Source organism: Azospirillum sp. (assembly GCF_035627195.1).
GTDB lineage: Bacteria > Pseudomonadota > Alphaproteobacteria > Azospirillales > Azospirillaceae > Azospirillum.
This window is the reverse complement of sequence record NZ_DASPMG010000057.1, coordinates 1-11,363: the sequence shown is the minus strand read 5'-3', so window position 1 is coordinate 11,363 and position 11,363 is coordinate 1. Positions and strand designations below refer to the sequence as shown.

Annotated in this window: 12 protein-coding genes; 11 read left to right on the top strand and 1 reads right to left on the bottom strand. The window is 69.6% G+C overall.

Annotated features, from left to right (window positions below; all coding sequences use genetic code 11):
- The first annotated feature begins 21 nt into the window (after positions 1-21).
- The 3 genes from glyA to ribD all read left to right on the top strand — a co-directional run bounded on the left by glyA (position 22) and on the right by ribD (position 3,233).
- Positions 22-1,311, top strand: a complete 1,290-nt coding sequence (glyA, locus tag VED21_RS05035; protein WP_324881227.1) for a serine hydroxymethyltransferase — start codon at positions 22-24, stop codon at positions 1,309-1,311.
- A 37-nt stretch (positions 1,312-1,348) separates the two neighbouring features.
- The gene (gene nrdR, locus VED21_RS05030) at positions 1,349-1,813 is read left to right on the top strand and encodes a transcriptional regulator NrdR (RefSeq protein ID WP_324881226.1); all 465 of its coding nucleotides are present in this window, start codon (positions 1,349-1,351) and stop codon (positions 1,811-1,813) included.
- A 310-nt stretch (positions 1,814-2,123) separates the two neighbouring features.
- Positions 2,124-3,233: a bifunctional diaminohydroxyphosphoribosylaminopyrimidine deaminase/5-amino-6-(5-phosphoribosylamino)uracil reductase RibD gene (gene ribD / locus VED21_RS05025; RefSeq protein ID WP_324881224.1), complete on the top strand. Its 1,110-nt coding sequence runs from the start codon at positions 2,124-2,126 to the stop codon at positions 3,231-3,233.
- On the opposite strand, the gene VED21_RS05020 is transcribed toward ribD, so the two are convergent.
- Positions 3,212-4,429, bottom strand: a complete 1,218-nt coding sequence (locus VED21_RS05020) for a Bcr/CflA family multidrug efflux MFS transporter (RefSeq protein WP_324881223.1) — start codon at positions 4,427-4,429, stop codon at positions 3,212-3,214. The genes ribD and VED21_RS05020 overlap by 22 nt on opposite strands.
- A 255-nt stretch (positions 4,430-4,684) precedes the next feature.
- On the opposite strand from VED21_RS05020, the gene VED21_RS05015 reads away from it, so the two are divergent.
- From VED21_RS05015 to VED21_RS04980, 8 genes are all read left to right on the top strand, one after another.
- Positions 4,685-6,199 (top strand): EndoU domain-containing protein, encoded by a 1,515-nt coding sequence (locus VED21_RS05015; RefSeq protein WP_324881222.1) that lies wholly within the window; start codon positions 4,685-4,687, stop codon positions 6,197-6,199.
- A 10-nt stretch (positions 6,200-6,209) separates the two neighbouring features.
- The gene (locus tag VED21_RS05010; protein ID WP_324881221.1) at positions 6,210-6,620 is read left to right on the top strand and encodes a hypothetical protein; all 411 of its coding nucleotides are present in this window, start codon (positions 6,210-6,212) and stop codon (positions 6,618-6,620) included.
- 114 nt (positions 6,621-6,734) lie between these two features.
- Positions 6,735-7,322 carry a riboflavin synthase gene (locus VED21_RS05005; protein WP_324881220.1) on the top strand — a complete coding sequence of 196 codons (588 nt, stop codon included), beginning with the start codon at positions 6,735-6,737 and terminating at the stop codon, positions 7,320-7,322.
- Positions 7,319-8,449, top strand: coding sequence for a 3,4-dihydroxy-2-butanone-4-phosphate synthase (gene ribB / locus VED21_RS05000; RefSeq protein WP_324881219.1), 1,131 nt, complete (start codon positions 7,319-7,321; stop codon positions 8,447-8,449). The genes VED21_RS05005 and ribB overlap by 4 nt, the downstream gene beginning before the upstream one ends.
- A gap of 7 nt (positions 8,450-8,456) precedes the next feature.
- The gene (locus tag VED21_RS04995) at positions 8,457-8,921 is read left to right on the top strand and encodes a 6,7-dimethyl-8-ribityllumazine synthase (protein ID WP_324881218.1); all 465 of its coding nucleotides are present in this window, start codon (positions 8,457-8,459) and stop codon (positions 8,919-8,921) included.
- Between the two features lie 44 nt (positions 8,922-8,965).
- Positions 8,966-9,520, top strand: a complete 555-nt coding sequence (nusB, locus tag VED21_RS04990; protein ID WP_324881217.1) for a transcription antitermination factor NusB — start codon at positions 8,966-8,968, stop codon at positions 9,518-9,520.
- A complete protein-coding gene (gene thiL, locus VED21_RS04985; RefSeq protein WP_324881216.1) occupies positions 9,504-10,517 on the top strand; it encodes a thiamine-phosphate kinase in 1,014 nt (337 codons plus the stop codon). The genes nusB and thiL overlap by 17 nt, the downstream gene beginning before the upstream one ends.
- A 97-nt stretch (positions 10,518-10,614) precedes the next feature.
- Positions 10,615-11,070 carry a hypothetical protein gene (locus VED21_RS04980; RefSeq protein ID WP_324881215.1) on the top strand — a complete coding sequence of 152 codons (456 nt, stop codon included), beginning with the start codon at positions 10,615-10,617 and terminating at the stop codon, positions 11,068-11,070.
- Positions 11,071-11,363 lie beyond the last annotated feature (293 nt).

The following is an 11,363-nucleotide window of genomic DNA, read 5'->3' as shown; positions in this document are numbered from 1 at the left end:
GTCGTTGAAAGGAAGTCATTGATGTACGCCCCGAACCCGACCTTCTTCTCCGCCACGCTGGCCGAGACCGATCCCGAACTGGCCCGCGCCGTGCGCGACGAGCTGGTGCGCCAGCAGGAGCAGATCGAGCTGATCGCATCGGAGAACATCGTCTCCGCGGCGGTGCTGGAGGCGCAGGGGTCGGTGCTGACCAACAAGTACGCCGAAGGCTATCCGGGCAAGCGCTACTACGGCGGCTGCGAGTTCGTGGACGTGGCCGAGACCCTGGCGATCGAGCGGGCGTGCAAGCTGTTCGGCTGCGGTTTCGCCAACGTGCAGCCGAACTCCGGCTCCCAGGCCAACCAGGCGGTGCTGCTGGCGCTGCTCCAGCCGGGCGACGTCGTGCTGGGCATGTCGCTGGCGGCCGGCGGCCACCTGACGCACGGGGCGCCGCCCAACATGTCGGGCAAGTGGTTCAAGGCCGTGCAGTACGGCGTGCGCCGCGACGACCACCTGATCGACTTCGACGAGGTCGAGCGGCTGGCGCGCGAGCACAAGCCGAAGCTGATCATCGCCGGCGGCTCGGCCTATCCGCGCACCATCGACTACCAGCGCTTCCGCGCCATCGCCGACGAGGTGGGGGCGTTCTTCATGGTGGACGTGGCGCACTACGCCGGCCTGATCGCCGGCGGCGTCTACCCGAACCCGTTCCCCTACGCCGACGTCGTCACCACCACCACGCACAAGACGCTGCGCGGGCCGCGCGGCGGCATGGTGCTGACCGACAAGGAAGAGATCGCCAAGAAGATCAACTCGGCCGTTTTCCCCGGCCTGCAGGGCGGCCCGCTGATGCACGTCATCGCCGCCAAGGCGGTGGCCTTCCAGGAGGCGCTGCGGCCGGAGTTCAAGCAGTATGCGCAGGCCATGCTGGACAATGCGCGCACGCTGGCCAAGACGCTGATCGGCGGCGGGCTGGACATCGTGTCGGGCGGCACCGACAGCCACATCGTGCTGGTCGACCTGCGCCCGAAGAACCTGACCGGCAAGGCGGCCGAGGCCAGCCTGGAGCACGCCGGCATGACCTGCAACAAGAACGGCGTGCCGTTCGACCCGCAGAAGCCGATGGTCACCTCGGGCGTGCGCCTGGGCAGCCCGGCGGCGACCACGCGCGGCTTCGGCACGGCGGAGTTCCAGCAGGTGGGCGAGATGATCGTCGAGACGCTGGACGGGCTGGCCGCCAGCAACTCGGGCGACAACCGGGCCGTCGAGGCGCAGGTGCGGGAGCGGGTGCGCGAGCTGTGCCGCCGCTTCCCGATCTACCCGACCCTCTGACGGCCGATAAAACAACGTTCAGGGGGAAAAGCCGGCCATGCGCTGCCCGTTCTGCGGACACGACGACACCCAGGTCAAGGATTCACGCCCGACCGAGGACAACTCGGCGATCCGCAGGCGGCGGTTCTGCCCCGGCTGCGGGGCGCGCTTCACCACCTTCGAGCGCGTGCAGCTGCGCGAGCTGACGGTGGTGAAGAGCACCGGCCAGCGCGAGCCGTTCGACCGCGAGAAGCTCTTGCGGTCGATGCGCATCGCGCTGCGCAAGCGCCCCATCGACGCCGATCGCATCGACCGCGTGGTCAACAGCCTGGTGCGCCAGCTCGAATCCTCGGGCGAGAGCGAGATCCCGTCGAAGCAGATCGGCGAGATGATCATGAACGCGCTCCAGAACCTGGACCAGGTCGCGTACATCCGCTACGCCTCGGTCTACAAGGACTTCCGCGAGGCGGCGGACTTCAACGACTTCGTCGAACAGCTGGCCCCGGAAGCGCAGCATCCGTGAGGTTCGGTGTTTAGACACGGATGAACACGGATTTTTCACGGATGGACACGGATCAAGAATAAATCCTCATCCTCTTTATCTGCGTTCATCTGTGGCTGAAATCCTGTTTCCCGCTGCGTGCTTTTGGCGGCGGGCCGTGGTTTTGGCCACAGATGAACACAGATTAACACAGATGGGTGTGATGATCTTTTATCCGTGTTCATCCGTGGATATTCGTGTCCATCCGTGTCTCCTCTGATTTTCCTCAAGCACTCCGCGCCATGACGGCCGGCGGGGTGTTTCTCGTCGGCATGATGGGAGTGCCGAAGCCATGACAACACCCGACGATCTCCGCCACATGCGGGCGGCCCTGGCGCTGGCGGCGCGGGGGCTGGGGAGCACGTGGCCGAACCCGTCGGTGGGGTGCGTGCTGGTCAAGGACGGCACCGTCGTCGGGCGCGGCTGGACGCAGCCCGGCGGCCGCCCGCACGGCGAGACCGAGGCGCTGGCCCGCGCCGGCGCGGCGGCGCGCGGCGCCACCGCCTACGTCTCGCTGGAGCCGTGCAACCACCACGGCAAGACGCCGCCGTGTTCGGAGGCGCTGATCGCCGCGGGCGTGGCGCGCGTGGTGGTGGCGTGCGAGGACCCCGACCCGCGGGTGGCCGGCGGCGGCGTGCGCCGCCTGCGCGAGGCCGGCATCGCCGTGGACACCGGCGTGTGCGCCGAGGAGGCGTACGAGCTGAACCGCGGCTTCTTCACCCGCATCCTGCACGACCGGCCGCTGTTCACGCTGAAGCTGGCGACCACGCTGGACGGCCGCATCGCCACGCACAGCGGCGAATCCAAGTGGATCACCGGCGACACGGCGCGCGCCTGGGGGCACGGGCTGCGCGCCAGCCACGACGTCATCATGGTGGGCATCCGCACGGCACTGGCCGACGACCCGGAGCTGACCTGCCGGCTGCCGGGGCTGGAGCACCGATCCCCCGTGCGGGTGATCTTCGACAGCCGGCTGCGCCTGCCGCTGACGTCGAAGCTGGCGGCGAGTGCCGCGCGGGTGCCGACGTGGCTGGTCACCTGCGTCGACCCCGACCCGCTGCGTGCCGAGGCCTTCGCCGGCTGCGGCGTCCAGCTGATCCCGGTGCCGCCCGACGGCGCCGGCCTGCCGGACCCGGCGCTGGCGGCGAAGGCGCTGGCGGCGTGTGGCATCACGCGCGTGCTGGTGGAGGGCGGGGCGACGCTCGCCGCCTCGCTGCTGCGGGCACGGCTGGTCGACCGGGTGGAGTGGTTCCGCGCCGCGCGGGTCATCGGCGGCGACGGCATCGCGGCGGTGGCCGGGTTCGGCGTGGACCGGCTGGCCGAGGCCGCCGATTTCGAACGCGTCGCCGTTCGCCGGGCCGGCGCCGACGTGGCCGAGAGCTACGTCCGCCGCCCGGCCTGAGAAGGCGCGATCGCCAGCGCGGCCAGCGCCGCCGCGATGCCCATGCCGCCGATGACCAGCACCATGGGCGCGGGCGTGCCGTCGGCCAGCCAGCCGATCAGCGCGGCGGTCAGCGCGCCGATGCCGAACTGCACCGTGCCGGCGAGGCCGGAGGCGGCGCCCGCCATGGCCGGGTTCACCGACATGGCGCCGGCCATGGCGTTGGCGGCGATCAGGCCGGTCATGGACAGATAGGCGAACAGCGGCACGACGATGCCGACCAGCCCGAACGCGCCGGTGACGCCGGCCGCCGCCAGAACGACGGCGAACACCGCCCCCGCCAGCGCCCCGGCGCGCAGCACCCGGTCGGAGCCCATGGTCTGCACCAGCCGGCGGTTGACGACGTTGAAGATCATCATGCCGACCACGTTCAGCCCGAACAGCACGCCGTACAGCTGCGGCGCCACGCCGAAATACTCAATGTAGACGAAGGGCGTCCCGGCGATGTAGGCGAACATCCCGCCGAAGAAGAAGCCGCCGCTGAGCGTGTAGGCGAGATAGCGCCGGTTGCCCAGCAGCCGGACGTAGCTGAGCGCCATGCCGGGAATGCTCTGGCCGCTGCGCCGCGACGCCGGCAGGCTCTCGGGGATGGTGAACAGCGCCGCCATGGCCAGCAGGCCGAACCCGGCCAGAGCATAGAAGATCGCCCGCCAGCCGAAGTGCGCCAGCACCTGCCCGCCGACCAGCGGGGCGGCCATCGGCGCCACGCTCATGATCAGCATCATCAGCGACAGCATGCGCGCCGCCTGGTCCTGCGGGTAGAGGTCGCGCACCATGGCCCGCGCCAGCACGGGCGCCGCGCACGAGCCGAACGCCTGCACGAACCGCCACGCGGCGAGGTGCGTGGCGTCGCCGGTCAGCGCGCAGCCGACGCTGCCCAGCACGAACAGCGCGATTCCCGCCGCGATCGGCCCGCGCCGCCCCAGCCGGTCCCCCAGCGGCCCCCACACCAGCTGTCCGATGCCGAATCCCAGGAAGAAGCCGGACAGCGACATCTGCACCGCCGCCGGGGCGGCGGCGAGGTCGCGGCCGATCTCCGGCAGGGCCGGCAGGTACATGTCGATGGACAGCGGCCCGAACGCCATCATCGTGCTGAGCACGATGGACAGCCAGCGGGTGTCGACGGCGGGGGATTTCTGCGGGGAGTGGAATTGCATGCGCCGCAACATGGCCGTTGCCGCGCGCTTCGGCCAGGGGGAAGGGCGCATGGGCACCATGCGCGGGCGGGGCGCGCCGACGGCACGGGGGATACATCCGGCGCGAGTGCATGCGAAAGACGTGATTCTCGTTCGATGTCCTTTGGCCAAGCATAGTGTATTATAGGTCGTAGGTGCCACGGGCATCATGTCAACGTCGTTCGTTGCGCCGGCGCAGCACACGCAGAACGCACACCTGCCAGCGGGTCGCTTTCCATGCACCGATCTCCGCCCCCACGCGATGTACTGGAACTGCGTACGTTCAATTCGGTGCTTCTCCTGGTGCCGCCGCACGCGTTGCGCCGGACACCACCGGAGGGTATACGCGTCCGCACGGCGGAAGAGGCAAGGCACGCGCTGTCGCATGCCCTGCGCAACGGTGATGATGTGGCCGAGGTACGCCGGCTTCTCGGCCGTTTGGGGAAAAGCGATCTCCATCGCTGCGACGACCAAGCTGTCGTCGAAATGCTGGTCCGGCAGGTTTCGTCCGGCGGGCTGGTTCTGCTGAACGTTCCCCGCCGGGTGGATGGTACGCAGTCTACGGACGCCGGCCTCGGCCGGGCTGCCCTGGTCGGGTTGGCCGGCGCACTGCCGCAGCACCCCCATGCCCCGCCGCCCGTTCGGATGCAGATGGCGTCGGGCGGTGTGGGTGCACCGCCACCGCCAGAGGCGGTGCCGCGTGACCTGACCGATCGCTTCGCCGCGGTGCTGTCGAGGGTTCGCCAGCACCTTCCGGACAAGCTGCGGGCCGAGTTTGAGGCGATATTCACCCCCGGGGCGATCGCCGGTGCCGCGCTCGTGCTGGCGGCGTGGGCAGGCTCCCACGCCGTCGGCATCGGTTTCGTCGCTGACGCGGCGTTCCTCGCGCTTGGCTACGCAATTATGGGATGGACGATCTTCCAGATGGCGGAGGACCTGTTCCGGTCCGCGAAACTTACCGTTGGAGCCCGGAGCGCGTCGGATCTCGACGAGGCGGCCAAGCTGATCGCCAAGATCATTGCCAACGTTGGCGTCGGCGCCTTTGTCGCCCTGCTCACGCGTGGGATCGGCAAACGTACGGGCGGTGGCCGCGGGGCCGGGCGGTCCAGCACGCCGCCCGAGCGCGTGCCCCCCGCATCGGCGCCGCCATCACGGCGGCCCGCGCCGCCACCGCCATCGCCATCGTCATCCGCTCGACCGGAATCGCATCCGGTTCCGCCGGCGCGGCCTCCGGCGGACAAGGCCACGGGTGCGGGAACCGCCGCAGCGGAACGCGACGCCGCGGCGCGCACGGCGCGCGCGGCGGAGTGGGCGAGGCGCCTGCCGCCGGCCAAGCAGCAGAAGTTACTTTTCGGCGAACGTGTGCCAAATCCCAACGCGTCCGGCGGAATGTCCAATGAGATCATCGGCGGGCATTCTCCCCGGATCATGACGTCGCCGGACTACGCCTTTGAAGTGATTGCGCACAACCCTGACGGGACGACTCAGGTGAAATTCGTTCGAAACTTGCCAGACGGCAACCTGAGCCGGATAAAGAAGAGTACTCTGGCGCCCGAATCCTGGGCCGACAAGAAAATCATCGAAACCACGCATGCGGTCGCGGATTCGCCCCCTGTCGCCACGCGAGCCAGAGATGGAGCCACGCTTCACCGCCAGGAGGTCGACGGCGTCCAGTGGGAGGTGGTACGAGACCGCAGCGGCGTCATCACGTCGTCCTATCCGACGGGCGGCAACCCGACCATAAAATTCTGAGGATTCTTTTATGGACAGCTTTTCCGAGTTCGACGAGATTTTGGGTGCCGAGGCTTCCGACGACTACTGGTCCGACGAACTTGTCGTCATCGCGCGCGACGTGGTGACGAGCCTGAGCGACGCCGACTGGAACACGCTGAACGACACTTGGCGCCGACGGTCCGGCGAATGGCAGGAGCGGCTTGCCAGCGTTCTATCCTGGGTGGAGCCGGCCAGGGCGACGCCGCTTCTCGTCACCATGATCGAGTCCGAGGACGACGCGTTGAGCCTTGCCGCCGCCGACTCGCTCGGCACCATCGCCGCGGCGGTACCGGCCTCGTCCCTGTCGCCAGCGGCCCGCGCGCGCCTGGAAGCCATAGCGGGCAAGGGCCGGCTCAACGCCATGGTCGTGGACAACCTGCTGAAGCGACTCATCCCATAGGGACGACGATGGGAGTGCCACCGGGAAGGGCTTCTGTGGATGCAACGGCCTGTTGCATTCATTGCGGTGTCGATGCTCCTTCCCCCCCGCACAAAACCTGCTAAAGTCCCGGCCATGTTCACCGGGATCATCACCGACGTCGGGCGCGTCAAGGCCGTGGAATCGAACGGCGACACGCGCTTCACCATCGAGACCGCCTTCGATATGGAGACGGTCGCCATCGGCGCGTCCATCGCCAACTGCGGGGTGTGCCTCACCGTCATCGACAAGGGGCCGGGCTGGTTCGCCGTGCAGGCCTCGGCCGAGACGCTGTCCAAGACCACGCTGGGAAGCTGGACGCCGGGCACGCGCGTCAACCTGGAACGCGCCATGAAACTGGGCGACGAGCTGGGCGGACACATCGTCTCCGGCCACGTCGACGGCGTGGCGGCGGTGGTCGACGTGCGGCCGGACGGTAAATCGAAGCGCATCACGTTCGAGGCACCCGCCAACCTCGCCAAGTACGTGGCCTCCAAGGGCTCGGTGGCGATCGACGGCGTGTCGCTGACGGTGAACGAGGTGGACGGCGCCCGCTTCGGCGTGAACATCATCCCGCACACGCAGGTCGCCACGACCTTCGGCGATCTGAAGCCGGGCGACCGCGTGAACATGGAAATCGACATGCTGGCGCGCTACGTCGCCCGGCTGGTGGGCCAAGAATGACCTCCGAATACCATTCCTTCCTGTCGCCGGCCGAGGAGATCCTCGAAGAGGCGCGCCAGGGCCGCATGTTCGTCCTGGTCGACGACGAGGACCGCGAGAACGAGGGCGACCTCGTCATCCCCGCGCAGATGTGCGACGCCGAGGCCGTGAACTTCATGGCCAAGTTCGGGCGCGGCCTGATCTGCCTCGCCATGGACCAGGAGCGCATCCAGAAGCTGCGCCTGCCGCTGATGGCGCAGCAGAACGCGTCGCGCCACCACACCGCCTTCACCGTGTCGATCGAGGCGCGCGAGGGGGTGACCACCGGCATCTCGGCCGCCGACCGCGCCCGCACCATCCAGGTCGCCATCGACCCCAAGGCGGGGCCGGAGGACATCGTGACGCCGGGCCACATCTTCCCGCTGCTGGCGCGCGACGGCGGCGTTCTGGTGCGCGCCGGGCACACAGAAGCGGCGGTGGACATCGCCCGCATGGTGGGCCTGACGCCGGCCGGCGTGATCTGCGAGATCATGAACGACGACGGCACCATGGCCCGCCTGCCGGACCTGGTGAAGTTCGCGCAGTTCCACGGGCTGAAGGTGGGCACCATCGCCGACCTCATCGCCTATCGCCGGCGCACCGAGACGATCGTCGAGCAGCGGCTGGCCGGCACGCTGGACAGCCGGCACGGCGGCCGCTTCCAGATGTACGTGTACGTCAACAAAGTGGCGTACGCCGAGCACATCGCGCTGGTGCGTGGCGACATCTCCGGCGACGAGCCGGTGCTGGTGCGCATGCACGCGCTGTCCGTGCTGGACGACGTGCTGGGCGACACCTCGGCGGGCCGCGACTGCGAGCTGCAGGCCTCCATGGAGCTGATCGCCAAGGAAGGGCGCGGCGTCATCGTGCTGCTGCGCGAGCCGCAGGCGACCAGCCTGTCGGCCGCCGCCCTGGCGCGGCTGGAGGGACAGTCGGGCGGCGGGTCGGAGCTGCGCGACTATGGCGTCGGCGCGCAGATCCTGCTGCACCTGGGCGTGCGCAAGATGGTGCTGCTGTCCAACCGCAAGAAGGCGATCATCGGCCTGGAGGGCTATGGCCTGACGGTCACCGGCCACCGGGCGATCCCCGACGCGAAGGGGGCCGACTGACCGCCGCATGAACGACGTGCCGCACATCATGGTCGTGGAGGCCCGCTTCTACGAGGACATCGCCGACGAGCTGACGCGCGGTGCCATCGGGGAGCTGGAAAAGGCGGGCTGCACGTACCAGCGCTACGCGGTGCCCGGCTGCCTGGAGATCCCGGCGGCCATCCAGTACGCGGTGCGGTCGATGGACTTCTACACGGCGCGCAAGCGCTTCGACGGCTATGTGGCGCTGGGCTGCGTCATCCGCGGCGAGACGACGCATTACGACATCGTCTGCCGGGAGAGTGCGCGGGGGTTGCAGGACCTGGCCCTGCGCCACACGCTGGCCGTCGGCAACGGAATCCTGACGGTGGAGAACCGCGAGCAGGCGTGGGTGCGGGCCGCCACCGGGCACAAGAACAAGGGTGGTGCCGCGGCGCGCGCCTGCCTTGACATGATCGAGCTGAAGCGCCAATTCCGCCTCTACCCGCGCTGAGTTATACCCTTCGTTTTCATCCTTTCCCCGAGCAGCAGAGCATCATGAGCAACGACGACGCGGCCGGCCGCGCGAAAAGCAAGCGTGCCCCCCGGAAACCCACCGGGGGCGGTTCGGCCAAGGCGCGGCGCAAGGCGGCCCGGCTGGCCGCCGTCCAGGCGCTGTACCAGATCGACCTGACCGGCGCGGGCGTCGAGTCGGTGGTGAACGAGTTCGTCAAGCACCGGATGGGCCAGCAGGAGGTGGACGGCGTGCAGTTCGTCGCCGCCGACCCGCAGCTGTTCGCCGACGTGGTGCGCGGCACCGGCCACCGCAAGCCGGAGGTGGACGGCATCGTGTCCGCCGCGCTGGACCCCAAGTTCCCGCTGGACCGGCTGGAGCTGCTGCTGCGCGCCATCCTGCGCGCCGGTGCATACGAGCTGTTCGCGCACAACGACCTGCACCCGCGCATCATCATCAGCGAGTACGTGGACGTGGCGCACGCCTTCTTCGCCGGGCGCGAGCCGGGCATGGTGAACGGCGTGCTGGACCACGTGGCGCGCACCCTGCGCCCGGCCGAGCTGTCGCAGCCGGACCCCGGGCGTGGCCCGCAGGACTGACGCGGCCGCCGCGCGGCCGCTCGGCGAGTTCGGCCGGATCGCGCGCTATTTCAAGCCGCTGGCGGCGGGCTTCGCGGGGGCGCGGGGGCTCGCCGACGACGCCGCCGTGTTCGGCGTGCCGGACGGGCGGGAGCTGGTGGTCACCGTGGACGCCATGGTGGCCGGCGTGCACTTCCTGCCCGGCGACGCGGCGGAGGACGTGGCGGCCAAGCTGTTGCGCGTGAACCTCTCCGACCTCGCCGCCATGGGGGCGGAACCCTACGCCTATACCCTCGTCACAGCGCTGCCCAAGGACCTGCCGGAGGAGTGGCTGGCGGGGTTCGCGCGCGGCTTGGGCGAGGACCAGCGGCGGTACGGGATCGCGCTGGCGGGCGGCGACTCGGTGTCCACGGCGGGGCCGGTGACGCTGTCGGTGACGGCCATGGGGCTGGTGCCGGCGGGCCAAGCGCTGCCGCGCGGGGGCGGGCGGCCGGGGGACGCGGTGTTCGTCACCGGCAGCATCGGGGATGCGGCGCTGGGGCTGCAGGTGGCGTTCGGGACGCTGGACGTCGCGGACGCGGAGGCGCGGGCGCACCTGCTGGGCCGGCTGCGGCGGCCGGAGCCGCGCACCGGCGTGGGACCGCGGCTGCGCGGCGTGGCGGCGGCGTGCCTGGACGTGTCGGACGGGCTGGTCGCCGATCTGGCGCATCTGGCCGAGGAGTCCGGGTGTGCCGCCGTGCTGGAGGCGGGGAGGGTGCCGCTGTCGGCCGCCGCGCGGGCGGTGGTGGACGATGATCCGGCGCGGCTGGCGACGGCGCTGACCGGCGGCGACGACTACGAGCTGCTGTTCAGCGCGCCCGTTGAGCACCGCGACGCCGTGGCGGCGGTGGCCGCGGAGGCGGGCGTGGCGATCACCGAGATCGGCCGGCTGGAGGCCGGGGAGGCCGGGCGCGTGACGGTGCTGGACGGTGCCGGGGCGCCGCTTGACCTGCCGGCGCGCGGCTGGACGCATTTCTGATCCCCCTTCTTGAGCCGAGTCGCGCCGCTTTAACCACTCCGAAAGCGGGGGCGGCGCATGGTCCGCGGCAGGTTGCGGACGGTGTCGGGGCGCGGGCATGAAGGCCATCATCCTCCTGGTTTTCGGCCTGGCTTTGCTGGGCGGCGCCGGCTATGGCGGCTGGATGCTGTACCAGAAGTACGTCCTGGGCGAGGAGGTGGCCGAGCCCGCCCCGCCCAAGGAGGTGCCGCCACCGCCCACGGCGTACGTGCGCATGGCGCCCATTGCCATTCCGGCCATCGGCCGCGACCGGGTGGAGCAGTTCGTCACCGTCGTCGTCACCATCGAGGTGGTGGCCGAACAGCAGCCGCGCGCGGCGCAGAACGTGCCGCGCCTGACCGACGCCTTCATCACCACGCTGTACGGCGCCGTCGACGACAAGTCGATCCTGCAGGGCGCGCTGGTCAACATTCCGGCCGTCAAGGAAAAGCTGACGTCCGCGGCGACCAAGGTGCTGGGTGACGGCGTCGTGCGCGACGTGCTGGTGCAGGTGGTCACGCAGCGCAAGCTGTGACCTTTTGCCGTCCATTGTGGCGGGCAAGTATGGTGGCGGTATCACTATAGATTGGGGTAAGGGGCGGCCCAGTACGCCACCGGTTCATTGGCGGTATACGGCAGCAATCCTGCCGCAACCGACTTTGCGGCGACGTACGCGGGTACTCAGTTTAAAATAAGTCGAAGATCATAGGCCTATGCCGGCGGGCCAATTCGCCGCGCTTGCTGGAGCGTGGCGGCTGTTGCAATGTGCCAGACGCTTCGGCATGCTTTCCCACGAAAAAATCCGGCGTGTTCGCGCCCGCATCAATT

Coding starts and splice junctions, on each gene's coding strand:
- VED21_RS05020 (WP_324881223.1), bottom strand. CDS start 4,429: ATGCAATTCCACTCCCCGCAGAAATCCCCCGCCGTCGACACCCGCTGG.
- VED21_RS04980 (WP_324881215.1), top strand. CDS start 10,615: ATGAAGGCCATCATCCTCCTGGTTTTCGGCCTGGCTTTGCTGGGCGGC.
- VED21_RS05015 (WP_324881222.1), top strand. CDS start 4,685: ATGCACCGATCTCCGCCCCCACGCGATGTACTGGAACTGCGTACGTTC.
- VED21_RS05010 (WP_324881221.1), top strand. CDS start 6,210: ATGGACAGCTTTTCCGAGTTCGACGAGATTTTGGGTGCCGAGGCTTCC.
- VED21_RS05005 (WP_324881220.1), top strand. CDS start 6,735: ATGTTCACCGGGATCATCACCGACGTCGGGCGCGTCAAGGCCGTGGAA.
- nrdR (WP_324881226.1), top strand. CDS start 1,349: ATGCGCTGCCCGTTCTGCGGACACGACGACACCCAGGTCAAGGATTCA.
- VED21_RS04995 (WP_324881218.1), top strand. CDS start 8,457: ATGAACGACGTGCCGCACATCATGGTCGTGGAGGCCCGCTTCTACGAG.
- nusB (WP_324881217.1), top strand. CDS start 8,966: ATGAGCAACGACGACGCGGCCGGCCGCGCGAAAAGCAAGCGTGCCCCC.
- ribD (WP_324881224.1), top strand. CDS start 2,124: ATGACAACACCCGACGATCTCCGCCACATGCGGGCGGCCCTGGCGCTG.
- glyA (WP_324881227.1), top strand. CDS start 22: ATGTACGCCCCGAACCCGACCTTCTTCTCCGCCACGCTGGCCGAGACC.
- ribB (WP_324881219.1), top strand. CDS start 7,319: ATGACCTCCGAATACCATTCCTTCCTGTCGCCGGCCGAGGAGATCCTC.